This is a genomic window from Vibrio bivalvicida (assembly GCF_001399455.2).
Lineage (GTDB): Bacteria > Pseudomonadota > Gammaproteobacteria > Enterobacterales > Vibrionaceae > Vibrio > Vibrio bivalvicida.
In genome coordinates, this window is record NZ_LLEI02000034.1 from 12,414 (window position 1) to 33,401 (window position 20,988).

Consider the following 20,988-nt stretch of genomic DNA (forward strand, 5'->3'; position numbering starts at 1 on the left):
CCCTAATTTGTGGTTGATAGATAGAGCAGTAGATGAAGAAGCAGCGAGCCTTCCTGAAATGGGCGGGTGGAAAATACGGACTTGTCGAAGATATCCAGCGTCACTTGCCAGAAGCTCGTAAGCTGGTAGAACCGTTCGTAGGCGCCGGGTCTGTATTTCTTAACACTGACTATGATCAGTACTTACTCGCAGACATCAACCCAGACTTGATTAACCTCTACAACCTGCTTAAAGAGAACCCGCAAGCGTATATCTCGGAGTCCAAGCGCTGGTTCTGTCCAGAGAACAATCGCAAAGAAGTATATTTGGATATTCGAGCTCAGTTCAATGCGACTGATGACGTGATGTATCGCTCGTTGGCATTCCTTTACATGAACCGCTTTGGTTTTAATGGTCTATGCCGTTACAATAAAAAAGGTGGTTTCAATGTGCCGTTTGGCTCATACAAGAAGCCATATTTCCCACAAGCAGAGTTAGAATTTTTTGCTGAAAAGGCCAAGAAAGCGACGTTTGTCTGTGAAGGTTACCACGAGACATTCAAGCGTGCGCGTAAAGGTAGCGTAGTCTACTGCGACCCACCTTATGCTCCTTTGTCGACCACCGCGAATTTCACCTCTTATGCAGGTAATGGCTTTACCCTAGATGACCAGGCTGCTTTGGCCGATGTTGCTGAGAGAGCGGCGGTTGAACGCGGTATTCCGGTACTGATCTCAAACCACGACACGACATTAACGCGTCGCTTATATCATGGTGCTGAGTTAAGTGTTGTCAAAGTTAAGCGCACCATCAGCCGCAATGGCGCGGGCCGCAATAAAGTTGATGAGCTATTAGCTTTGTTCAAGCCTGTTGAAAGCAAATAATCACATTTCATCATGCTTCCCTATCTTCTGCTCTTGAGCTTAGGTAGAATTGCGCGCAAAGTTTCTTCAGTGTGCAATGATGCCTAATTAATACTAGAGGTCAGGTATGAAAGATTTCCTTATCGCTCCATCGATTCTGTCTGCAGATATGGCTCGCCTAGGCGAAGACGTAGAGAAAGTACTCGCAGCCGGTGCCGATGTGGTTCATTTTGACGTAATGGATAACCACTACGTGCCAAACCTGACTTTCGGTGCACCAATCTGTCAGGCGCTACGTGATTACGGCATCACAGCACCTATCGATGTACATTTAATGGTTAAGCCAGTTGACCGCATTATTCCTGACTTTGCTAAAGCGGGTGCGTCGATGATCACTTTCCATATCGAAGCATCTGAGCACGTTGACCGTACGCTGCAATTGATAAAAGAGCATGGCTGCAAAGCGGGTGTAGTTCTTAATCCAGCCACGCCGTTATCTCACCTAGAGTACATCATCGACAAAGTGGACTTGATTCTGCTTATGTCAGTAAACCCTGGCTTTGGTGGTCAGTCGTTTATTCCAAAGACTCTCGATAAGTTACGTGCGGTACGTAAAATGATTAATGAGTCTGGCCGCGATATTCGCTTAGAGATCGACGGCGGCGTTAAGGTTGAGAATATTAAAGAGATCGCAGAAGCAGGTGCAGATATGTTCGTCGCAGGTTCGGCTATCTTTAACCAGCCTGATTACAAACAAGTGATCGACCAAATGCGCGCTGAACTAGTAAAGGTTAACTGATTCGATGAGCAGTATTAAACTTATCGCTTTTGATTTAGATGGTACGCTGCTTGATAGTGTGCCTGATTTGGCTGTTGCGGCGGACCAAGCAGTACAGGCATTGGGATACCCAGCGGTAACAGAAGAGCAGGTTCGTGATTACGTTGGTAATGGTGCAGATGTGCTTATTAGTCGCTCGTTAAGTCGTAGTCTAACGGTATCCCCCGATCTTGACCCACAGCTACAAGCTAAAGCAAGAGTGCTATTTGACGATTACTATGAGCAAAGTGGTCACAAACTAAGCCACCTGTACCCAACAGTAAAAGAGACTTTGGCAGAGCTGCATCAAGCTGGTTTTATCATGGCATTAGTGACCAACAAGCCATCTAAGTTTGTGCCAGATGTTCTTACTAAGCACGGCATTGCTCAATACTTTGTAGATGTGATTGGTGGTGATACTTTCCCAGAGAAAAAGCCAAACCCAATGGCATTGAATTGGTTGCTTGAAAAGCATGATTGTCAGCCACAACAAATGTTAATGGTTGGCGACTCAAGTAACGACATCAAAGCCGCGAAAAATGCAGGTTGTCACTCGTTTGGTCTTACTTACGGTTACAACCACGGAGAGCCGATTTCTGCCTCTGAGCCAGATTATGTCGCAGATACTCTCGCAGATTTAGCTGAACTCTTAACGGTTTCAGCCTAACAGCGATAAAAGAGCTTTCAAAATACTCGCCAATGAGTACACTGAGTAAACCGTGTGGGTAGAAACCACACGGTTTTTTCATTATTTAGCATAAGAAGTCAAAGGAACTATTCCCATGAGCAAACCCATTGTATTGAGTGGTGTTCAACCATCAGGTGAACTAAGTATCGGTAACTACTTGGGTGCTCTACGTCAATGGCAACAGATGCAAGATGATTACGATTGCCAATACTGTGTGGTAGACCTTCACGCAATTACGGTTCGCCAAGATCCGCAAGCATTGCATGAAGCCACTCTAGACGCACTTGCAATCTGTCTTGCCGTTGGTGTTGATCCGCAAAAGAGCACGCTATTTGTTCAGTCACACGTACCAGAGCATGCTCAACTTGGTTGGCTTCTTAACTGTTACACCCAAATGGGTGAGCTGAGCCGTATGACTCAGTTTAAGGACAAGTCAGCCCGTTACTCGAAAGACTCGTCTAGCCAATTTGGTGATGTAAACGTGGGCCTATTTGATTACCCAGTACTTATGGCTGCAGATATCTTGCTATACGGCGCTCACCAAGTACCAGTAGGTAGTGATCAGAAGCAGCACTTAGAGCTTGCGCGTGATGTTGCCAACCGCTTTAACAACATCTACTCGCCAGAGCAGTCAATCTTCCAAGTGCCAGAGCCGTATATTCCGACAGTGAATGCGCGTGTAATGAGCCTGCAAGATGCCACTAAGAAGATGTCTAAGTCAGACGACAACCGCAAGAACGTGATTACTCTGCTTGAAGATCCTAAGTCGATCATCAAGAAGATCAACAAAGCGCAAACTGATACCGAGACGCCACCACGCATTGCCCATGATTGGGATAACAAAGCGGGTATCTCAAACCTAATGGGTCTTTACTCGGCAGCTACAGGTATGAGCTTTGAAGAGATTGAAGCTCAGTACCAAGGCGTTGAAATGTACGGTCCATTCAAGAAAGATGTTGGGGAAGCTGTAGTGGCAATGCTTGAGCCAATCCAAGCTGAATATCGCCGCATTCGTGAAGATCGCGCTTACATGGACTGCGTGATGAAGCAAGGTGCTGAGAAAGCTTCGGCTCGCGCCGCTGAAACATTGAAGAAAGCATACCAAGCGGTTGGCTTTGTGGCTCGCCCGTAGGGCCGAGCAGACAGCCAGATGCTAGAACGTTTCTCTCCGAGAATCGAGAGCGGGCTTCGCCCTTCGAGATAGAAACGTTGGTAGTTTTTGTTAAGACTTAGATGTTTACGCTGAAAGAGAAAGGGTTGACACATTGCGCCAACCCTTTAATTTTTTCTCGCTTCTCGCTTCTCGCTTCTCGCTTCTCGCTTCTCGCTTCTCGCTTCTCGCTTCCCGTTACTGAGCCCCTTCAAACCCCATCTGACGCCACGCTTCAAAAGCAATGATGGCAACCGCGTTAGACAGGTTCAAGCTACGCGCATCTGGCATCATTGGAATGCGAATACGTTGTTCCATCGGCATATTTTCAATTAAATCTGCAGGCAGGCCGCGTGTCTCAGGGCCAAACAGCAGTACGTCACCTTTTTGGAAGTTGGCATCGACGTGATGGCCTGTTGTCTTAGTCGTACAAGCAAAGATGCGGTACTCGTCGCGTTCTTTTTCTAGGTACTCGACAAAAGCTTGGTAATTTTTGTGGCGGGTAACGCGTGCTAGGTCATGGTAATCCAATCCCGCTCGGCGTACTTTCTTCTCTTCTAGATCAAAACCAAGTGGTTCGATTAAGTGAAGGTTGGCTCCACAGTTGGCGCATAAGCGAATAATGTTACCCGTATTCGGGGCAATTTCTGGTTCGTACAAGGCGATATCAAACATGACTAACTCTTTACGCTGATGGTTCATAGGCTAGAGAGTATAATACCAATCCAATTGATTTTCTGAACATAAAAATGCTTAGGCATTGTGGCGGCACAGAGCCGCCAAGTTCGACCTTGTTAGTTCAATGCTTGTTGTTATGAGTGTTGAGCTAGAGCAACGGCATAGTTCTCGCTCACGGCGTCCCAGTTGACGACGTTCCACCAAGCCTCAATATAGTCAGGGCGACGGTTTTGGTAGCTGATGTAGTAAGCATGTTCCCATACATCGAGAGCCAAGATGGGCTCACCTTGCTCAGTCGCCACATCCATCAGAGGGTTGTCTTGGTTGCTAGTTGAAGTAATCACCAGCTTGCCATCTTTCACAATCAGCCAGGCAAAGCCAGAGCCAAAGGTATTGATTGCTGCCTGAGTGAATTTTTCTTGGAAGGCTGAAAAGCTACCAAAGGTAGACACGATATCTTCACCGAGCTTTCCTTGAGGTGCGCCTCCACCGTTCGGTGTCATGCAGTTCCAGTAGAGAATATGGTTGTAGTAACCGCCACCATTATTACGTACAGCGGGAGGGTGCTGAGATATATTGGCAAAGATATTATGTAGTGATGCGGACTCTAGTTCAGTCCCTTTAACTGCGGTGGCAAACTTATCAAAGTAAGTGCGGTGATGCTTGCTGTAATGGACTTCCATTGTTTTTGCGTCAATGTAAGGCTCTAGTGAGTCGTATGCGTAAGGAAGTTCTGGAAAAGTGTGAGACATAGTAAATCCTCCATAATTGAAGGACTTACTTTAAATGGTAATGAGATCCATTATCAACTATATCTTTTGTCGGGTTATTTATCAGCACCGAGTGGTAGAGTTATTTCGACTCTTAACCCGCCGAGCTTGCTGCGTTTGGCCACAATGGACCCACTGTGTTGGCGTATCGCACTTTCAGTGATAGTCAGACCTAACCCCGTTCCGCCGCTATGCCTATCTCGTGCAGTCGATACTCGGTAGAACGGCCTGAAAATCGCATCTAACTCTTGGTCGGGTACCCCTTCGCCATTGTCATCAACCGCAATCATGATTTGTTGATGAGATTCAGTAAACTCAATTTCGATACGGTCTCGACCGTAATAGATAGCATTGCGGACAATGTTGTCTAAGGCGCTCATCAACAGTTTTGGGTTTCCGGAAATAATACGCTCAGGAATGGCATTAAAGGTAAGCGCTTTCTCCATCTGTTCGGCTTCAAACTGGGCATCAGCAAGAATTGCCTCCCATAAACTAGCCATAGGTTGAGGCTCTCTCGTTAGATGGCTGTCAACCTGCATGCGTGACAACTCTAGCAGCTCGGCAATCATCTGCTCTAAGCGCTGTGCTTCAGTATCAATACGCGTTAACTCTGGGCTTTCGCCTTGTTTTCGGGTAGCGAGTGCATTTGCCATTCGTAGTCGAGTTAACGGTGAGCGAAGCTCATGGGAAATGTCCGATAGTAAGCGCTGCTGGCCTGAGATCATCTGGTTAACGGCTTCTACCATCTGATTAAAGCTTGCTCCCGCTTGGCGAAATTCACTGGTGCCTTTTTCAAGCTCTGGGTCAATAATAAATTCCCCTTTAGCGACGCGTTTTGCTGCACGTTCAAGTTTACGAGCAGGTTGGCTTAGTGCCCATGCTAGCCAGAGTAGGAGCGGGGTACTAACCAACATAACCGCAAACAACAACTGGAATGGCCTATCAAACATACGCAATAAGAAAGGTGGTGGCTGGTTCCATTTCACGCCGACATATAGCAGCAGGTCTTGCTTAGCTAAAGTAACGGGGAGTGGACCTGCAAGCATATAGTGACCATAGAGTTTTTGCTTGGGTTGGCTATCGATTTCGACGCTGGTGATAAAGTTTTGCAGTGCGCGATACTTAAAATCTTTGTGGTTTTGCGTGGTGAGCAGGTTGCCTTCTAAGTCAGTGACAAAGAAACGTGGGCGAGGATCTCGTGATGAGCGTTTACCTCCTTCAAGCTTAAACAATACGCGAGCAAGGTTGGTATCTTTAGCGTAGCGCTTTTCGATATTGTTTTTCAGTTCGATCATTCGCTCATAATGCTCAACTGGAATATCTCGTGCTTTTCTTGGATCTAGGTGCGGCAGTGAAAGTACCGCCATCAGCACCAAACACATGGTAAACCAAAATATTGCGAAGATACGCCCGTATAAGCTAGTAATTTTAGGCAGACGCATTAATCTTCCTCTACCAGTAAGTAGCCACGTCCACGCAAGGTTTTGATCCTCGATTTACCATCTTCTCTTTCTGGCAGCTTCTTACGCAGGTTGGAGACATGCATATCAATGGCACGGTCAAAGGCGGCAAGTCGTTTACCGAGAACATCCAAACTTAGAGCCTCTTTGGTCAGGGTTTGTCCTGGGTTTTGAATAAAGTGACTAAGCAGAGCAAACTCAGTAGTGGTCAATTCTATTTGCTGACTCTGACAGTAAGCTTCCTGTTTACCTGGGTAAATCTGAATATCTTGATACTCAATACAGTCTGAACTTTTAGTGCTTTTACCTGAACCATTGCTCTGAGTACGACGTAAGATAGCGCGAATACGTGCAAGCAGCTCTCTGTCGCTAAATGGCTTTGGCAGATAATCATCAGCGCCAAGTTCTAAACCAATGACTCGGTCAATTTCTTCGCCCTTGGCGGTGAGCATTAACACCGGTGTTTGCCAGCTCTCTCTTAATCTTTTCAGTGTTTCCATTCCGTTGAGCTTCGGCATCATTACATCAAGCAATATAAGATCAATCTTGTCATTGAGCAGCGCCAATCCTTCTTCGCCATTGTTCGCTTCAGACACGTCAAAGCCTTCAAAGGATAGGACCTCTTTTAATAAGCTAGTTAGCTCGGTATCGTCATCAATCAATAAGATATTTGGCATAGCAAGGTCTCTACATAAGTTGGATATCTATATATTACTGTTAAATGACCAATTGATTTAGGGTCATTGTCGCTCTTTACGATTCTTTACTCTCTCCATACGTTGCTTTACGCAGCAGGTCGTATTCTACACTCAAGCGCTGTGAGAACAGCTCAATCCAATAGATAAAGTGAAAGGTACGATTATGAAAATGACAAAGAAACTTATAGTAGCGGCAGTTGTTCTTCCTCTAACTCTAGGTACGGCCAGCGCATTCGCATTCGGTGGCAAAGATGGTAAGAAAGGTGGTCATGGTGAATGTGGTGGTGGCTTTGACCGTGGCATTATGCGCCAGCTTGATCTCACTGATGCGCAACAAGACCAAATCAAAGAGATGCGCCAAGCAAGTAAGCAAGAGATGAAAGCCGCATTTAAAGATAACTTTGAAGCACGCCACGCAGAGATGCAAGCTCAAAAAGACAAAGTGCAGGCATTAGTTCTAGCAGATAACTTTGACCAAGCGGCAGCTAGCGAGCTAGCTAAGGTCATGGTCGAACAGCAAACGGAGCGCAAAGTGAAAATGCTTGAGAAGCAGCACCAGATGATGAGCATATTAACTCCAGAACAGAAAACAAAGTTTGTCGAACTACAAAAAGAGCGTTCGGCGAAATGCCAAGAAAAAATGCAACAGCGTTTTTCGCGCTAATTAGGAGCGACCTTTTTATTAGGCGGCTAGAGAGCCGCCTTTTTTGTGCCATTTTTATTCAACAATTCTAAGGTTATACTTAGGGGATGTTTGTTTAATAATCAAAGCACTATGAAACAAGAATATGCTCGCTTAGTCACTATGGCTGCATGGACAGCCACTATCGTGGCAACACTCTTACTGGTGGTAAAAGTTGGGGCTTGGTGGGTGACAGGTTCGGTGAGCTTACTGGCCTCGTTAATTGACTCCATGCTTGATATTGCCGCGTCATTGGTTAATTTGATTGTGGTGCGTTATTCACTCCAGCCCGCAGACAAAGAACATACTTTTGGTCACGGCAAAGCAGAGTCGCTAGCTGCATTAGCACAAGCGATGTTTATCTCTGGCTCGGCTGTGTTCTTGATTTTAAGTGGTATTGAGCGCTTCTTTAGACCCCATGACCTACAGTCACCAGAGTATGGTGTTTATGTCAGTTTGTTCGCCATCGTCGTGACTTTCGCACTGGTGCGTTTTCAAAAGCATGTGGTGAATAAAACGGGTAGCCAAGCCATTGCCGCAGACTCACTCCATTATCAATCTGACCTCTATATGAATGCTGCGATCATGCTAGCACTCGGCTTAAGCTGGTTTGGTATAACTCAAGCTGATTCGGTGTTTGCAATCGGGATTGGTGTCTATATTTTATACAGTGCGTTTAAGATGGTTCAAGAAGCAATCCAAACACTGCTTGATCGCAAATTACCAGATGAAGAGCTAAAAGCGATTCGAGAGTGTTGTGTAAAGGTTGAAGGCGTATTGGGTGTGCATCAACTGAGGACTAGAATGTCGGGCCCAACTCGATTTATCCAGCTGCACTTAGAGTTGGAAGACAATATCCGATTAATTGAAGCGCATCGAATCTCTGACGAGGTAGAAGATAAACTACTTGAGCTTTATCCTCATTCAGATGTACTGATCCATCAAGACCCATATTCTGTGGTACTAGGATCAGAAAAAGCTCAGAAGTCGCAAGGTTGGTAACGCAAAAGTGTCAGTTATTGGCTATCTTTTCAGCGATAGCAGTTTTAACTGTGATCCTGATATGTATCAATGATGCCTATTGGTAAAGCTGTAATACTCTTACATAAGTAGAAAAGTTACATAATTTGGCGCAAATATATCTAGTATTCCTGATTAGGAAAGGTAACATATTGCGCAGTTAAAGGAATTTAGTTGGTGGCTTATTGAAAGCGACCAACGTAAAAATTGAAATAAGATTCCCAAAAATCGAGGGTGAGCATGATTAAGAAGATCGGTGTCTTGACGAGTGGCGGTGACGCACCAGGTATGAACGCAGCAGTACGCGGCGTGGTTCGCACAGCGCTCTCTGAAGGACTAGAAGTTTACGGTGTATTCGATGGTTACTTAGGTCTTTATGAAGATCGTATCGAGAAACTAGATCGTTCAAGTGTTTCTGACGTAATCAATAAAGGCGGTACGTTTTTAGGTTCTGCGCGTTTCCCAGAGTTCAAAGAAGTGGAAGTGCGTCAAAAAGCAATCGAAAACTTACAGAAACACGGTATTGAAGCTCTGGTTGTTGTTGGTGGTGATGGCTCTTACATGGGTGCTAAAAAGCTAACAGAAATGGGTTACCCATGTATCGGCTTGCCTGGTACTATCGATAACGATATCGCAGGTACGGATTACACGATTGGCTACCTAACAGCATTGAACACTGTTATCGACGCGATTGACCGTCTACGTGATACTTCATCTTCACACCAACGTATTTCTATTGTAGAGATTATGGGCCGTCATTGTGGTGATCTTACCCTGATGTCTGCAATTGCTGGTGGCTGTGAATACATCATCACGCCTGAAACTGGTCTGGATAAAGAAAAACTGATCAGCAATATCCAAGATGGTATCGCTAAAGGTAAGAAGCACGCGATCATTGCTCTAACTGAGTTAATGATGGATGCTAACGAGCTAGCAAAAGAGATCGAAACGGCGACAGGTCGTGAGACTCGCGCAACGGTTCTAGGTCACATCCAACGTGGTGGCCGTCCGACTGCATTTGACCGAGTGCTTGCATCTCGCATGGGTAACTACGCAGTGCATCTACTGATGGAAGGTCACGGTGGTCGTTGTGTGGGTATTCAAAAAGAGCAACTTGTTCATCACGATATTATCGACGCTATCGAGAACATGAAGCGCCCAGTACGTGAAGATCTATTCAAGGTTGCTGAAGAGCTATTCTAAGCCAGCATCATATTAAATAAAAAAGCCAGTTGGGAAACCAACTGGCTTTTTGTTTATTGAAGCAAGGTTAGTTGACTAGCATAGTCGATAGAACGTAACCCACCGTTGTTGCGGTAATCACGCCGATAAAGCCTGGCAACAAGAAGCTATGGTTAAGAACGTACTTACCAATCTCAGTAGTACCAGAGCGGTCAAATGTAATCGCTGCAAGGTCACTTGGGTAGAATGGGAAGAAGAAGTAGGCATAACATGCTGGAAGCACACCGATTAAGACGGGAGCTGGAATACCCATCGCAAACCCAAGTGGTAGCATGATGGTCAGCACTGCTGCTTGGCTCTTCAAAAATACCGACACCACGAACATTGCAATGGCAAATGTCCATGGATGAGCTGCGACAATATCGCTAACCAGGCTGATTAAGTAAGGCTTGTGGAAACCGATAATAGTGTCACTCATCCAAGCGATACCAAAGATAATGATCACCGCAGTCATACCAGCGATAAACACGTTACTGTGAACGATCTTCTTAGGTTCTACCTTAGTCGTCAGTAGGATCAAGGCACCGACAGATAGCATCAAGAACTGAATAGCTACTGACATCTTAACGCCACTTGGAAGCAACCCGAGATCTTTACCGAACATGGCAACAAAGATAACCGTTGCGATACCTGCTAAAAAGATCCCCAGTCCGCGTTTAGCGACTTGCTGGCTCGCTGGTTCGCTTTCATCTGGTAGTACTTCGTCAATCAGTTGAGCTTTAAACTCTGGATCTTGGCAACGTTCGATAAACTCTTGGTCTTGTTCCAGTTCTTTCCCGCGTTTCAGACTCCACGTACAGCCTACTAATACACCTGTTAATGTGGCAGGAATGGTCACTAGTAGGACATTGACTAGACTGATATCTAGGTGATTGTCGGCGGCTGTTGCCATAACGACGGCTGCTGCTGCAGCGATCGGGCTAGCGGTAATACCCATTTGTGAAGCTACGGTTGACATCGCCATTGGGCGCTCAGGGCGGATACCTTTTTTATAGGCAACATCATAAATAACAGGCAGTAGTGGGTAGACTGAGTGACCTGTGCCAACTAATACGGTTAACGAATAGGTACAAAGCGGGCCAAGAAAAACAATTTGGTTTGGATGTTTACGCAGCAATCGCTCAGCAAACTTTACCAGGAGCTTTAAGCCGCCTGTCGCTTCAAGGGTTGCTGAGGCTGCGACAACAGCAAGAATGATCAACATTACGCTGATCGGTGGTGAACCCGGTGCGACACCAAATACGAATGCGAGAACCGAAACACCTAAGCCCCCGAGCAAACCGAAAGCAATGCCTCCATGGCGGATACCAATAAATATAACCGTCAGAAGCAGGAGCATATGCACGTAAAACATAATCAAACCCTACATTGGTATAAAAGATAGGGTTATGCTACCCAAAAGAGGTAGATGGAAACGTGAGCCTATTTGCTTCTCTAGCCTCAGAGGTTGACTATCGAGCTATTCCTTGTTTCGAATCAAATATTTCACGGTAAACAAAGCTTTGTTTTAGGCTATTGGCAGAAATCACGAGTTAAGTTTGCGGTTTCTGCGGCTTATCTCGCGAGTTAGCAGCCGCTAGTGGTCAAATTAATACTTGGTGTGGCGCCTGAAGTGGCTTCGGTGTATTGCAGGTAGCAATTAAGAGAAGACTGGCGCCTACTACCGGGCATATATAAGATGATGCCATCATTGGCATTAGTATTACTGAAATACCAGTCTGCTCCCTCAGCACCGAAGGTGGCGTCTTCAATACTCGCATCAAGGATCTTCGCCCAAGTATTGGCATTGTCTGCCTTAGCATAACCGTAAACAATGCTGATACTTTCTCCTTCTATAGTGACGGAGCCACTCGCAGCAGTGTCGAGAGCTGCGACAGCAGATACACCGATCAACTGGTCATTGGCACCTTGCATTGCCCCCTTTAATCCTTGCAAAGCAGAAGTACGAGCATCGCTTTGCAGGTCGAGTAAGCGAGGTAGGGCGGTGACGGCAAGTATGCCGAGTATAACAATCACAATTACCAGTTCTATTAGCGTAAAGCCGCGTGTGTTTTTCATCATTACTCTAAATGTAAATCGAGCGGGGTCTTACTTTTTCGCCCACCAATCTCGCGCGTTAACTTTGGTACTAGATAGCCAGATACCTGCTCCATTAGCTCTGACATAATGGCCTTTGCCTTCTGGTCAGAAATGTAAAAATGGGCAGCCCCTTGTACTTTATCTAGTACATGAATGTAGTAAGGTAAAATTCCAGCATCAAATAGTGCGTTGCTGAGTTCAACCTGGCTCTCAACGCTGTCATTGACTCCTTTAAGCATAACACCTTGGTTTAAAAGAGTAACGCCAGCTTGCTTAAGTTGACTTAATCGAGTTGTCAGTTCTTGATCGATCTCTTGTGCATGATTGATATGAGTGACCAAAATGACTTGCAAGCGCGTCTCATGCAGAAGTTGAGTGAGTGTTTCCGTAATACGAGCAGGGATCACTACCGGCAATCGAGAGTGGATACGTAGGCGCTTTATATGCTTGATATCGGCAATATGGGCAATCAGCCATGTAAGCTCCTCATCCTTTGCCATTAGTGGGTCACCACCTGATAGAATAATTTCATCAATTTCAGGGTGCGCTTGGATGTAATCCAAACTTTGCTGCCAAACTGATTTTGCTCCCTTGTTTTCATCATAAGGGAAGTGGCGACGGAAACAGTAACGGCAATTAATTGCACAGCCGCCTTTGACGATCATTAACGCGCGGTTACGGTATTTGTGTAATAAGCCTGGGATGGCATTGCTTTGCTCTTCCAATGGATCGTTGGAGTAACCCTGATGTACTTCAAACTCTTCGCTTAGCGGTAAAACCTGGCGTAAAAGAGGGTCAAATGGATTGCCTTTTTCCATTCTATCGACAAAACTTTGCGGAACACGCTGTGCAAAAAGCTTGCGAGCAGCAAATCCGTCTTGCCATGGCTTAGGATCTATTTCGAGCTGCTCTAGCAGTTTTGCAGGATCAGAGATCCCATTCGCTAGCTGTTTGAGCCAGTTTTGCTCAACAGAAACAACTTTTCGGGTTATGATGTGCGGCATTGAATTTAGCTCTAAGAATGTAAGAGGAAAAAATGGCTACTGTTAGCACCAATGAATTTAAAGGCGGCTTGAAACTAATGCTTGATAACGAGCCTTGCGTTATCTTGGAAAACGAATACGTTAAGCCGGGTAAAGGTCAAGCGTTCAACCGTGTAAAAATTCGTAAGCTTCTTTCTGGTAAAGTGCTAGAGAAAACCTTTAAGTCTGGTGAAACTTGTGAAGTTGCAGACGTAATGGATATCGACCTAGATTATCTATATAACGACGGCGAATTCTACCACTTTATGAACAACGAAACATTTGAGCAGATCGCAGCAGATGTGAAAGCGGTAGGCGACAACGCTAAGTGGTTGGTAGAAAACAATACGTGTATGCTAACACTATGGAACGGTAACCCAATTGTAGTGACACCACCAAACTTCGTTGAGCTTGAAGTAACTGACACTGACCCTGGCCTAAAAGGTGATACTCAGGGTACAGGCGGTAAGCCAGCAACACTATCAACAGGTGCTGTTGTTCGCGTTCCTCTGTTCATCGCAATTGGCGAAGTGATCAAAGTCGATACTCGCTCTGGTGAGTACGTGGGCCGCGTAAAATAAGCCTAGTTTAGGTTAAGTTTTGGAAAAAGGTCACTTCGGTGGCCTTTTTTTGTTTTTCACCTAGAGGATTGATATGCCACAATTCTAGTTCAAGTAACTGTGGCTAAACTGGTATTCATGAAACAGTCTTTAAAAATCTGGCTTGACGCCGCTCGACCAAAAACTTTGCCGTTGGCATTGGTCTCTATTCTTACGGGGAGTGTACTGGCATACTCCACTCATCAGTTTTCACCTGTAGTTGCTTTGTTGGCTTTTCTTACCGCAACGCTGTTGCAAATCCTTTCTAATTTAGCCAATGATTATGGTGATGCTGTTAAAGGCACTGACAACGATAATCGTCTTGGTCCAATGCGCGCGATTCAATCCGGTGCAGTAACACAGCAGGATATGAAACAAGCGATGATTATCAATGTGGTGTTGACCGTTATTGCTGGCCTTGCGTTAGTAATGTATGCGTTAGAAAGTTTGCAGAGCATTCTGGCCTTTATTGGTCTTGGTGTACTCGCGATAGTTGCGGCAATTGCGTATACCGTTGGTAATAAGCCATATGGTTATGTTGGGCTGGGCGATATCTCAGTATTTATCTTTTTTGGCCTGTTGGGTGTGGCTGGTACTTATTTCCTTCATACTGGTATTGTTGATCCTCAGCTCATTTTGCCTGCCATAGGCTGCGGTCTTCTTGCTGTTGCGGTACTCAATATCAATAATATGCGCGACATTGAGAATGATGAAGTGTGTGGCAAAAAAACGGTTGCTGTTAGGCTTGGACAAAAGCGTGCTAAGCAATATCACTTTGCTCTACTTGCAGGTGCGGTGATCGCTTTTTCAGCTTATTTAATCCACCAACCTAGCCCTATTTGGATTAGTTTGCCGTTTCTACTAAGCCTGCTTATGACTTTTAAACACGGCAAAGCAGTATGGCAGGCAGAAAGACCTGCGCAAATAGCTCCTATGATGCCAGTGATAGTGAAGTGCTCTATGGTGACTAACTTATTGTTTGCTGGAGTGGTTATAGCTCAAACTCTGGTCAGTTAAATGATACATGTCATTGCAATGACTTAATGACCTTATATACTCGATGGAGATAACGAACGGTATGGGAAGGAATACTATGGAATACAATACCTCAGCCTTGTGCGACATTTATTTAGAGCAAGTAGATGTTGTAGAGCCAATGTTCAGTAACTTTGGTGGTTGTGCATCGTTCGCAGGCCAAATCACAACAGTAAAGTGTTATGAAGATAATGGCTTGATTCGTGAAATCCTTGAGCAAGACGGTTTAGGTCGTGTGCTGCTGGTTGATGGCGGTGGTTCACTACGACGAGCTTTGATTGATGCTGAGCTTTCTTCATTAGCGGAAGAAAACGAATGGGAAGGTATTGTTGTTTACGGTTGTGTTCGTGAAGTGGATGAACTCGAGGACATGAGCATCGGTATTCAAGCGATTGCCGCTATTCCGGTAGGGGCTGCGCCTCAAGGCATCGGTGAAGTCGATGTGCCAGTCAACTTTGGTGGTGTGACTTTCCTTCCTGAAGACTATCTATATGCGGACAACACAGGTGTGATTCTTTCTCAAGAGCCGTTGAATGTAGAGTTAGAAGTCGAAGAGGAAGAGGAAATAGCTTCCGTAGATTAGTCTCTTTCCGCCCACACAAATAGCACCGACTCTAGTTGTCGGTGTTTTGCTTCACGTCGTAGCCGCCAGATGTTGCACTCTGAGCCGAAGCGCGTATAAGTAGCCGGATGTGCCGCCGACAATATTGCCCACGGCGATACCGATAAACAGTCCTTCAATGTCATACAACTGCCCTCCTAACCAAGCACATGGCAAAGTGAATAGGAACAGGCGCATAAAGCTCCACTGGAATGCTTTGAGTGGTTCGTGTAGTGCGTTTAGCCCAGAAACCAACATCATCATCACTCCCAAGAAACCATAGCTAAATGGTACCACTAACAAATAATGCCAAAGCAGATCTTTAACCGTTTGCTCTTGTGAAAAAAGCGCAGCAAGCGGAATGCTCAGTGGTACCATCATGACAAAAATTCCAGCCTGAAATACCATTGAGAAGCGCATACTTAAAAACAGCCCGGCAAAGCTACGTGCAGGGTTGTTTGCCCCCATATTCTGCGCAATAAACGGCGTGAGCGCGGAAGTTAACGACATGAGAACTAAGATCAGAATAGATTCGACCCGTTGGGCTGCGCCGTAGGCTGCCACTGCGGCTGTGCCGTGAGTCGACAGCATCATCATCAATATAGCGCCAGACAGTGGGGTTAGTGCATTCGATAAAGCGGCAGGTGTGCCTATTTTCAGAATTTGTTGCCAATCTCGCCAGAGGGTTTTAAAGCATGGTAAAGCGAGCAGTTTTTCTCTTCTTATCAGTATGTAGAGCGAGCCAATCAAAGCGCCAAGCCAACTCATCGCGCTGGCAATCGCAGCCCCTTGGATGCCTAATTCAGGAAATGGTCCATAACCAAAAATCAGTAACGGATCGAGTACGCCATTGATCAATCCCGCAAGCATCATGATTTTCGCTGGAGTTTTTGTATCTCCAGTGGCGCGAATTGCACTATTGCCCGCCATAGGCACGACCAAGAGTGGGATGGTTAGGTACCAAATATCCATATACTGATGGATTAACGGTAACAGGGATTGCTCTGCTCCAAGCAATAGAAACAGCGGCTCGATGGTAAACAGCCCAAGCGCAGAAGCGAGTGCAACCAGTAACACTGCAAGCAGTAGTCCATGAGAAGAAAATCGCGCAGCAACAATAGGTTGGCCTTGTCCAAGCAGGCGACCGATATTGGTCGAAAGCCCCATACCAATTCCCATGGTGATGCAGTTGACGGCAAAGGTCACCGGAAAGGTATAGCTAATTGCGGCAAGTGCTTCGGTACCGAGTAACGAGATAAAAAAAGTATCCACTAAGTTAAACATCAAGATCGCCACCATGCCAAAGGTCATGGGAACAGTCATCTGACGGAGTACTTGGGGAATTGAGCCAGTTAGAAGGCCATGCTTATCCTGCATTCGGTATAACTATTATTATTGTGGAAAAGCGTAGCATACTTGATTGGTGTGCCAGACACAAAAAAGGCCAGCCGAAGCTGACCTTAATCTGTCGTATTTTTCGATTAGTTGAAGTTGTAGCTAGGCGACTCGCGAACGAAGTCCCTGAGCATAGGTTTCCTATGTGAGGGCCGGGCTGGCGCTCCAGTGAGTCAGAGCAGTCAACAACGCGACAACGATAACTAAGACGAAAAAATTAAGCTTTTGCTTTAGCTGCTGCTTTAGCGATAGCTGCAAAGCCTTGTGCGTTCAGCGCTGCGCCGCCAACTAGAGCACCGTCGATGTCTGGTTGCGCGAAGTATGCTTCTGCATTTTCTGGCTTAACGCTGCCGCCGTATTGGATGATTACTTGTTCAGCAACTGCAGCGTCTTTTTCAGCGATCATTGCACGGATAGAAGCGTGGATGCGTTGTGCATCTTCAGCTGTAGCTGCTTTACCAGTACCGATAGCCCAGATTGGTTCGTAAGCGATGATTGCGCCGTTAAGAGCTTCAACACCGTACGCGTCGATAACTGCGTTGATTTGACGTGCACATACCGCTTCAGTTTCACCAGCTTCGTTTTGAGCTTCAGATTCACCGATACAGAAAACAGGTTTTAGGCCGTTTTCTTGTAGGAATTTGAATTTCTTAGCAACGAACTCGTCTGATTCGTTGTGGTATTCACGACGCTCAGAGTGACCGATGATGATGTGAGTCGCACCGAAATCTTTTAGCATTTCTGGAGACATGTCGCCAGTGAATGCACCGCTGTTGTTTAGGTCAGTGTTTTGTGCACCTAGGATGATCTTGTTACCGCCTTTTGCGATTAGCTGCTCAGCTAGATCGATGTAAAGTGCTGGTGGAGCGACGGCTACGTCAACACCTTCAACGCCTTCAAGTTCAGCGTTAAGACCAGTTAGCAGCTCTTTAACCATTGCTTTGCTGCCGTTAAGCTTCCAGTTACCCATCACTACAGGACGACGCATAGGAATATCTCCGTATTTAATCAATTAATGTAAAAAATCTTCGTAAGAATATAACAGATAAAATAGGGGAGATCATGATTACCGTCATGTCTTATTGGATATTCCCCATTGGTTGGAACTGTGAACACTCAGATCTCACGTTTATCTGCTTTCTATCAGTGATCCATGGAACAGATCAGTTGAAACCTGCTCGGAATTCCGCATAGAAATTGGTAATAGTGTGGTGCACTTTCTGTTTATTGTGAAACTCTCTTACATTTGAGGAATACTATGCCGAACCTAGTAATGGAATACTCCAACTCTGTTGATGAGCGCGTTAATGTTCAAGGTCTACTTGAAGACTTACACCATGTCGCGTTAACTTGCGGTTTGTTTGATGTGGACTCGGTAAAATCTCGTTCTCTGCGTTGCCATAACTGGTTGATTGGTGAATCCGGCGATAGTGTTGATTTTATCCATATCAGCTTCGAGCTGCTTGATGGCAGAACCGCTGAGCAAAAAAGAGAGTTGTCTCGCCAGTTGATGACCGTATTACAACAGCAGGCGAGTCACGTGCACAGCTTAACGGTCAACATTCGTGATATGGATAAAGAGTGTTTTCAAAAGGTAATCAACTAGTGTTTTGGAGCCCACTGGCTCTAGCTTTTTATATTTTAGGTATTAATGATGTCGATGAAAGAATTGCTGTTTTCGTTTCAAGGCCGAATAGGGCGTAAAACCTATTGGGTTTGGAACGTGGTTTATTATTTGATGATTGTTGGCTTTGCTATGGGGATGAATGTACTAGTTCCATCCATCGCGCATCTGATTCTACCCGTATTTCTGATAGTTATTTTGGTCCCTGATTTGGCAATTACGGCTAAGCGTTGGCATGACCGTGGAAAATCAAGCTGGTGGCTGCTGCTTAATATTCCACTTGTGATTGGTCGTATGACCGTACCAGTTGGCGACCCTTCATTGGCGGGGCAACCATCTATGTTACAAGCCGCTGCTTCATTTGCCGCATTAGTGTGTGGTGTATGGGTTCTAGTCGAATGTGGCTTCTTAAAAGGTGCGGATGGTGAGAATCAGTACGGACCGGAGAGTCAATAAGTAACAGCCGAACGGACTTCGTCCTTGGGAGCGCTACGCTCCGAAATGCGAGAGCGGGCTTCTCCCTTCGAGAAACAAATCGTTACTCCATAGAGCGACGAAGGAGCGAGTAGGGAATCTACATAAGTAATCTACTTGCCTGAAGAGATCCTCAACTCACTCGTTCCTATTTCTCGGGGATGACCGTTAGTAAAAAATAAAGGGCTGACATTAGGTGTCAGCCCTTCATAGCTAATTTATCCGTAGGGCGAAGCCCGTTCCCGAATCTTTCTTCCCAAGCGTAGTGCTACTTCCTCAGAAAAACTTCTTCCACTTGATGATCCTGACCTTTCTTTAAAATTAAATGGGCGCGCCCTTTGGTAGGCAGAATATTGGCGTCTAAGTTCACCCCATTAATCGATTGCCAAATACTATGTGCTTTTTCAATCGCTTTCGCTTCAGTCAGTTGGGTGTAGTGGTTAAAGTAAGAACCAGGCTTGGTAAAGGCACCTTGGCGAAATTTTAAGAAGCGCTCGACGTACCATTGTTCGATCACTTCACTCTCTGCATCGACGTAAAGCGAGAAATCTAAGAAGTCGGAAACAAATACACGATGTGGGTCATGTGGGTAGTCCATGCCACTTTGCAACACATTTAAGCCTTCAATGATCAACACATCAGGACGGTCGACCTTTTTAAGTTCGTCAGTAATGTCATAGGTGATGTGTGAGTATACTGGTACTTCAAGATTAGGCTTGCCTGCTTTTACATCAGAAACGAAGTCTACCAAACGCTTGATATCATAAGACTCAGGAAACCCCTTACGATTTAAAATGCCGCGTTCATCCAGCATCTTTTTTGGGTAAAGGAAACCGTCTGTGGTAACTAGCTCAACTTTAGGGTGGTTATCCCAGCGTGATAGCAGTGCCTTTAGCAAACGTGCGGTGGTACTTTTACCGACTGCGACGCTGCCAGCGATACCAATAATAAATGGTGGAGCTGAACCTTGGTGGTCCAAAAATTTATTTAACACTGAGTTGCGACTTTGCCGCGCGACCACATATAAATTGAGTAGACGTGCGAGTGGCAAGTATATCTCTTCTACTTCATCCATTGTGAGGCTTTCGTTCACCCCTTGAAGTTCAACCAGATCGGTCTCGGATAACGTCATCGGCACTGAATTACGTAATTCAGCCCATTGTTGACGGTTAAATGAGAGATATGGAGTCATAGTCATCCTAACTTGGTTTCACGCTAGAGCAGCGAAAATACAACAACCAAGCAAGATTGCAAACGACATCGTCGACATTAAGTCATTTTTTGCTACTAAATTGGGCGAAAATTCAACAAATAAGCCCAATTGGAAGAAAAAGGAGTTTTTTTTTAATTTTCCTATTGCAAGGCAGAAAATCATTCAATAGAATGCGCACCACTTATGCCGACTTAGCTCAGTAGGTAGAGCAACTGACTTGTAATCAGTAGGTCACCAGTTCGATTCCGGTAGTCGGCACCATTTTTCCGCTTATCTCTTTTTAGAGCACGAGAGAAATGGATTGAAAATTTGGAGGGGTTCCCGAGTGGCCAAAGGGATCAGACTGTAAATCTGCTGGCACTGCCTTCGATGGTTCGAATCCGTCCCCCTCCACCATATTCTTAAGGAAATAGCTCACAGAGTTACGTGTTGCGGGCATCGTATAATGGCTATTACCTCAGCCTTCCAAGCTGATGATGCGGGTTCGATTCCCGCTGCCCGCTCCACTCTAATTTGAGTGCTGATATAGCTCAGGTGGTAGAGCGCATCCTTGGTAAGGATGAGGTCGGCAGTTCGAGTCTGCCTATCAGCACCAGCTCTAAGCAATGTTTTCCTTTTGATACTTTCTTTTAACTAAACTACGTTTAGTGATTAAGAGAAGTTTATCACCAATACTTTTTGGTTGCGTGGTCATTAAAGCCACCTAAATCCGTACCTAGAGGGACAACTCATGTCTAAAGAAAAATTTGAACGTACGAAACCGCACGTAAACGTTGGTACTATCGGCCACGTTGACCACGGTAAAACAACTCTAACTGCAGCGATCTGTACTACTCTTTCAAAAGTATACGGCGGTGAAGCGAAAGACTTCGCATCTATCGATAACGCTCCAGAAGAGCGTG

General features: G+C 45.4%; 23 protein-coding genes and 4 tRNA genes. 17 read left to right on the plus strand and 10 right to left on the minus strand.

Annotation, left to right across the window (positions count from 1 at the left end):
* Positions 1–32 precede the first annotated feature (32 nt).
* From APB76_RS13440 to trpS, 4 genes are all read left to right on the plus strand, one after another.
* On the plus strand, positions 33–860 hold the full coding sequence (locus tag APB76_RS13440) for a Dam family site-specific DNA-(adenine-N6)-methyltransferase (protein WP_054963540.1): 828 nt from the start codon (positions 33–35) through the stop codon (positions 858–860).
* A 106-nt stretch (positions 861–966) separates the two neighbouring features.
* Positions 967–1,638, plus strand: a complete 672-nt coding sequence (rpe, locus tag APB76_RS13445; protein WP_049843005.1) for a ribulose-phosphate 3-epimerase — start codon at positions 967–969, stop codon at positions 1,636–1,638.
* A 4-nt stretch (positions 1,639–1,642) separates the two neighbouring features.
* Positions 1,643–2,323 carry a phosphoglycolate phosphatase gene (locus tag APB76_RS13450; protein ID WP_054963539.1) on the plus strand — a complete coding sequence of 227 codons (681 nt, stop codon included), beginning with the start codon at positions 1,643–1,645 and terminating at the stop codon, positions 2,321–2,323.
* Between the two features lie 115 nt (positions 2,324–2,438).
* Positions 2,439–3,476: a tryptophan--tRNA ligase gene (gene trpS / locus APB76_RS13455; RefSeq protein WP_054963538.1), complete on the plus strand. Its 1,038-nt coding sequence runs from the start codon at positions 2,439–2,441 to the stop codon at positions 3,474–3,476.
* A gap of 216 nt (positions 3,477–3,692) precedes the next feature.
* Here trpS and trmL read toward each other — a convergent pair whose 3' ends face one another.
* The 4 genes from trmL to APB76_RS13475 form a co-directional block, all read right to left on the minus strand.
* Positions 3,693–4,169, minus strand: coding sequence for a tRNA (uridine(34)/cytosine(34)/5-carboxymethylaminomethyluridine(34)-2'-O)-methyltransferase TrmL (gene trmL / locus APB76_RS13460; protein ID WP_054963537.1), 477 nt, complete (start codon positions 4,167–4,169; stop codon positions 3,693–3,695).
* 137 nt (positions 4,170–4,306) lie between these two features.
* Complete coding sequence (locus tag APB76_RS13465) at positions 4,307–4,924, minus strand: superoxide dismutase (protein WP_049843009.1); 618 nt, start codon at positions 4,922–4,924, stop codon at positions 4,307–4,309.
* Between the two features lie 74 nt (positions 4,925–4,998).
* On the minus strand, positions 4,999–6,384 hold the full coding sequence (gene cpxA / locus APB76_RS13470; protein ID WP_054963536.1) for an envelope stress sensor histidine kinase CpxA: 1,386 nt from the start codon (positions 6,382–6,384) through the stop codon (positions 4,999–5,001).
* Positions 6,384–7,079 (minus strand): response regulator, encoded by a 696-nt coding sequence (locus APB76_RS13475; protein ID WP_049843011.1) that lies wholly within the window; start codon positions 7,077–7,079, stop codon positions 6,384–6,386. The genes cpxA and APB76_RS13475 overlap by 1 nt, the downstream gene beginning before the upstream one ends.
* A gap of 184 nt (positions 7,080–7,263) precedes the next feature.
* Between APB76_RS13475 and APB76_RS13480 the strand changes: the two genes are divergently transcribed.
* From APB76_RS13480 to pfkA, 3 genes are all read left to right on the plus strand, one after another.
* The gene (locus APB76_RS13480) at positions 7,264–7,764 is read left to right on the plus strand and encodes a CpxP family protein (protein ID WP_049843012.1); all 501 of its coding nucleotides are present in this window, start codon (positions 7,264–7,266) and stop codon (positions 7,762–7,764) included.
* Positions 7,765–7,875: 111 nt separating this feature from the next.
* Positions 7,876–8,784 carry a CDF family cation-efflux transporter FieF gene (fieF, locus tag APB76_RS13485; protein ID WP_049843013.1) on the plus strand — a complete coding sequence of 303 codons (909 nt, stop codon included), beginning with the start codon at positions 7,876–7,878 and terminating at the stop codon, positions 8,782–8,784.
* Positions 8,785–9,042: 258 nt separating this feature from the next.
* Entirely contained in the window at positions 9,043–10,005 is a 963-nt protein-coding gene (gene pfkA / locus APB76_RS13490; RefSeq protein ID WP_049843014.1) for a 6-phosphofructokinase, read from the plus strand.
* Positions 10,006–10,072: 67 nt separating this feature from the next.
* On the opposite strand, the gene APB76_RS13495 is transcribed toward pfkA, so the two are convergent.
* From APB76_RS13495 to epmB, 3 genes are all read right to left on the minus strand, one after another.
* Positions 10,073–11,398, minus strand: a complete 1,326-nt coding sequence (locus APB76_RS13495; protein WP_054963535.1) for an anaerobic C4-dicarboxylate transporter — start codon at positions 11,396–11,398, stop codon at positions 10,073–10,075.
* A gap of 212 nt (positions 11,399–11,610) precedes the next feature.
* Positions 11,611–12,105 carry a type II secretion system protein gene (locus APB76_RS13500; RefSeq protein ID WP_054963534.1) on the minus strand — a complete coding sequence of 165 codons (495 nt, stop codon included), beginning with the start codon at positions 12,103–12,105 and terminating at the stop codon, positions 11,611–11,613.
* Entirely contained in the window at positions 12,105–13,127 is a 1,023-nt protein-coding gene (epmB, locus tag APB76_RS13505; RefSeq protein WP_054963533.1) for an EF-P beta-lysylation protein EpmB, read from the minus strand. The genes APB76_RS13500 and epmB overlap by 1 nt, the downstream gene beginning before the upstream one ends.
* Before the next feature lie 32 nt (positions 13,128–13,159).
* On the opposite strand from epmB, the gene efp reads away from it, so the two are divergent.
* From efp to rraA, 3 genes are all read left to right on the plus strand, one after another.
* On the plus strand, positions 13,160–13,726 hold the full coding sequence (gene efp / locus APB76_RS13510) for an elongation factor P (RefSeq protein WP_038203787.1): 567 nt from the start codon (positions 13,160–13,162) through the stop codon (positions 13,724–13,726).
* A 117-nt stretch (positions 13,727–13,843) separates the two neighbouring features.
* A complete protein-coding gene (locus tag APB76_RS13515) occupies positions 13,844–14,761 on the plus strand; it encodes a 1,4-dihydroxy-2-naphthoate polyprenyltransferase (RefSeq protein WP_054963551.1) in 918 nt (305 codons plus the stop codon).
* Positions 14,762–14,837: 76 nt separating this feature from the next.
* Positions 14,838–15,362 carry a ribonuclease E activity regulator RraA gene (gene rraA / locus APB76_RS13520; protein ID WP_054963532.1) on the plus strand — a complete coding sequence of 175 codons (525 nt, stop codon included), beginning with the start codon at positions 14,838–14,840 and terminating at the stop codon, positions 15,360–15,362.
* Between the two features lie 51 nt (positions 15,363–15,413).
* On the opposite strand, the gene APB76_RS13525 is transcribed toward rraA, so the two are convergent.
* Positions 15,414–16,757, minus strand: a complete 1,344-nt coding sequence (locus APB76_RS13525; protein WP_193395086.1) for an MATE family efflux transporter — start codon at positions 16,755–16,757, stop codon at positions 15,414–15,416.
* 235 nt (positions 16,758–16,992) lie between these two features.
* Positions 16,993–17,763 (minus strand): triose-phosphate isomerase, encoded by a 771-nt coding sequence (gene tpiA / locus APB76_RS13530; protein WP_054963531.1) that lies wholly within the window; start codon positions 17,761–17,763, stop codon positions 16,993–16,995.
* Positions 17,764–18,033: 270 nt separating this feature from the next.
* Between tpiA and APB76_RS13535 the strand changes: the two genes are divergently transcribed.
* Positions 18,034–18,381, plus strand: coding sequence for a 5-carboxymethyl-2-hydroxymuconate Delta-isomerase (locus tag APB76_RS13535; protein WP_049843020.1), 348 nt, complete (start codon positions 18,034–18,036; stop codon positions 18,379–18,381).
* 48 nt (positions 18,382–18,429) lie between these two features.
* Positions 18,430–18,855, plus strand: a complete 426-nt coding sequence (locus APB76_RS13540; protein ID WP_054963530.1) for a DUF805 domain-containing protein — start codon at positions 18,430–18,432, stop codon at positions 18,853–18,855.
* Between the two features lie 286 nt (positions 18,856–19,141).
* On the opposite strand, the gene coaA is transcribed toward APB76_RS13540, so the two are convergent.
* Entirely contained in the window at positions 19,142–20,065 is a 924-nt protein-coding gene (gene coaA, locus APB76_RS13545; protein WP_054963529.1) for a type I pantothenate kinase, read from the minus strand.
* Between the two features lie 206 nt (positions 20,066–20,271).
* Here coaA and APB76_RS13550 point away from each other — a divergent pair.
* The 5 genes from APB76_RS13550 to APB76_RS22620 all read left to right on the plus strand — a co-directional run.
* Positions 20,272–20,347 (plus strand) — tRNA-Thr (locus APB76_RS13550).
* Between the two features lie 50 nt (positions 20,348–20,397).
* A tRNA-Tyr gene (locus APB76_RS13555) sits at positions 20,398–20,482 on the plus strand.
* Positions 20,483–20,517: 35 nt separating this feature from the next.
* Positions 20,518–20,592 (plus strand) — tRNA-Gly (locus tag APB76_RS13560).
* 13 nt (positions 20,593–20,605) lie between these two features.
* A tRNA-Thr gene (locus APB76_RS13565) sits at positions 20,606–20,681 on the plus strand.
* Between the two features lie 135 nt (positions 20,682–20,816).
* Positions 20,817–20,988: GTP-binding protein (locus tag APB76_RS22620; protein ID WP_237767908.1), on the plus strand; the 172-nt coding region annotated here is incomplete at its 3' end.

What these genes read in the sequence shown, in the direction of transcription:
- tpiA (WP_054963531.1), bottom strand. Translation starts at nt 17,763, where the DNA reads ATGCGTCGTCCTGTAGTGATGGGTAACTGGAAGCTTAACGGCAGCAAA.
- rpe (WP_049843005.1), top strand. Translation starts at nt 967, where the DNA reads ATGAAAGATTTCCTTATCGCTCCATCGATTCTGTCTGCAGATATGGCT.
- APB76_RS13440 (WP_054963540.1), top strand. Translation starts at nt 33, where the DNA reads ATGAAGAAGCAGCGAGCCTTCCTGAAATGGGCGGGTGGAAAATACGGA.
- APB76_RS13475 (WP_049843011.1), bottom strand. Translation starts at nt 7,079, where the DNA reads ATGCCAAATATCTTATTGATTGATGACGATACCGAGCTAACTAGCTTA.
- APB76_RS13540 (WP_054963530.1), top strand. Translation starts at nt 18,430, where the DNA reads ATGTCGATGAAAGAATTGCTGTTTTCGTTTCAAGGCCGAATAGGGCGT.
- epmB (WP_054963533.1), bottom strand. Translation starts at nt 13,127, where the DNA reads ATGCCGCACATCATAACCCGAAAAGTTGTTTCTGTTGAGCAAAACTGG.
- APB76_RS13500 (WP_054963534.1), bottom strand. Translation starts at nt 12,105, where the DNA reads ATGATGAAAAACACACGCGGCTTTACGCTAATAGAACTGGTAATTGTG.
- fieF (WP_049843013.1), top strand. Translation starts at nt 7,876, where the DNA reads ATGAAACAAGAATATGCTCGCTTAGTCACTATGGCTGCATGGACAGCC.
- APB76_RS13480 (WP_049843012.1), top strand. Translation starts at nt 7,264, where the DNA reads ATGAAAATGACAAAGAAACTTATAGTAGCGGCAGTTGTTCTTCCTCTA.
- efp (WP_038203787.1), top strand. Translation starts at nt 13,160, where the DNA reads ATGGCTACTGTTAGCACCAATGAATTTAAAGGCGGCTTGAAACTAATG.
- cpxA (WP_054963536.1), bottom strand. Translation starts at nt 6,384, where the DNA reads ATGCGTCTGCCTAAAATTACTAGCTTATACGGGCGTATCTTCGCAATA.
- APB76_RS13515 (WP_054963551.1), top strand. Translation starts at nt 13,844, where the DNA reads ATGAAACAGTCTTTAAAAATCTGGCTTGACGCCGCTCGACCAAAAACT.
- APB76_RS13450 (WP_054963539.1), top strand. Translation starts at nt 1,643, where the DNA reads ATGAGCAGTATTAAACTTATCGCTTTTGATTTAGATGGTACGCTGCTT.
- APB76_RS13525 (WP_193395086.1), bottom strand. Translation starts at nt 16,757, where the DNA reads ATGCAGGATAAGCATGGCCTTCTAACTGGCTCAATTCCCCAAGTACTC.
- APB76_RS13495 (WP_054963535.1), bottom strand. Translation starts at nt 11,398, where the DNA reads ATGTTTTACGTGCATATGCTCCTGCTTCTGACGGTTATATTTATTGGT.
- APB76_RS13465 (WP_049843009.1), bottom strand. Translation starts at nt 4,924, where the DNA reads ATGTCTCACACTTTTCCAGAACTTCCTTACGCATACGACTCACTAGAG.
- pfkA (WP_049843014.1), top strand. Translation starts at nt 9,043, where the DNA reads ATGATTAAGAAGATCGGTGTCTTGACGAGTGGCGGTGACGCACCAGGT.
- trpS (WP_054963538.1), top strand. Translation starts at nt 2,439, where the DNA reads ATGAGCAAACCCATTGTATTGAGTGGTGTTCAACCATCAGGTGAACTA.
- rraA (WP_054963532.1), top strand. Translation starts at nt 14,838, where the DNA reads ATGGAATACAATACCTCAGCCTTGTGCGACATTTATTTAGAGCAAGTA.
- APB76_RS13535 (WP_049843020.1), top strand. Translation starts at nt 18,034, where the DNA reads ATGCCGAACCTAGTAATGGAATACTCCAACTCTGTTGATGAGCGCGTT.
- trmL (WP_054963537.1), bottom strand. Translation starts at nt 4,169, where the DNA reads ATGTTTGATATCGCCTTGTACGAACCAGAAATTGCCCCGAATACGGGT.
- coaA (WP_054963529.1), bottom strand. Translation starts at nt 20,065, where the DNA reads ATGACTCCATATCTCTCATTTAACCGTCAACAATGGGCTGAATTACGT.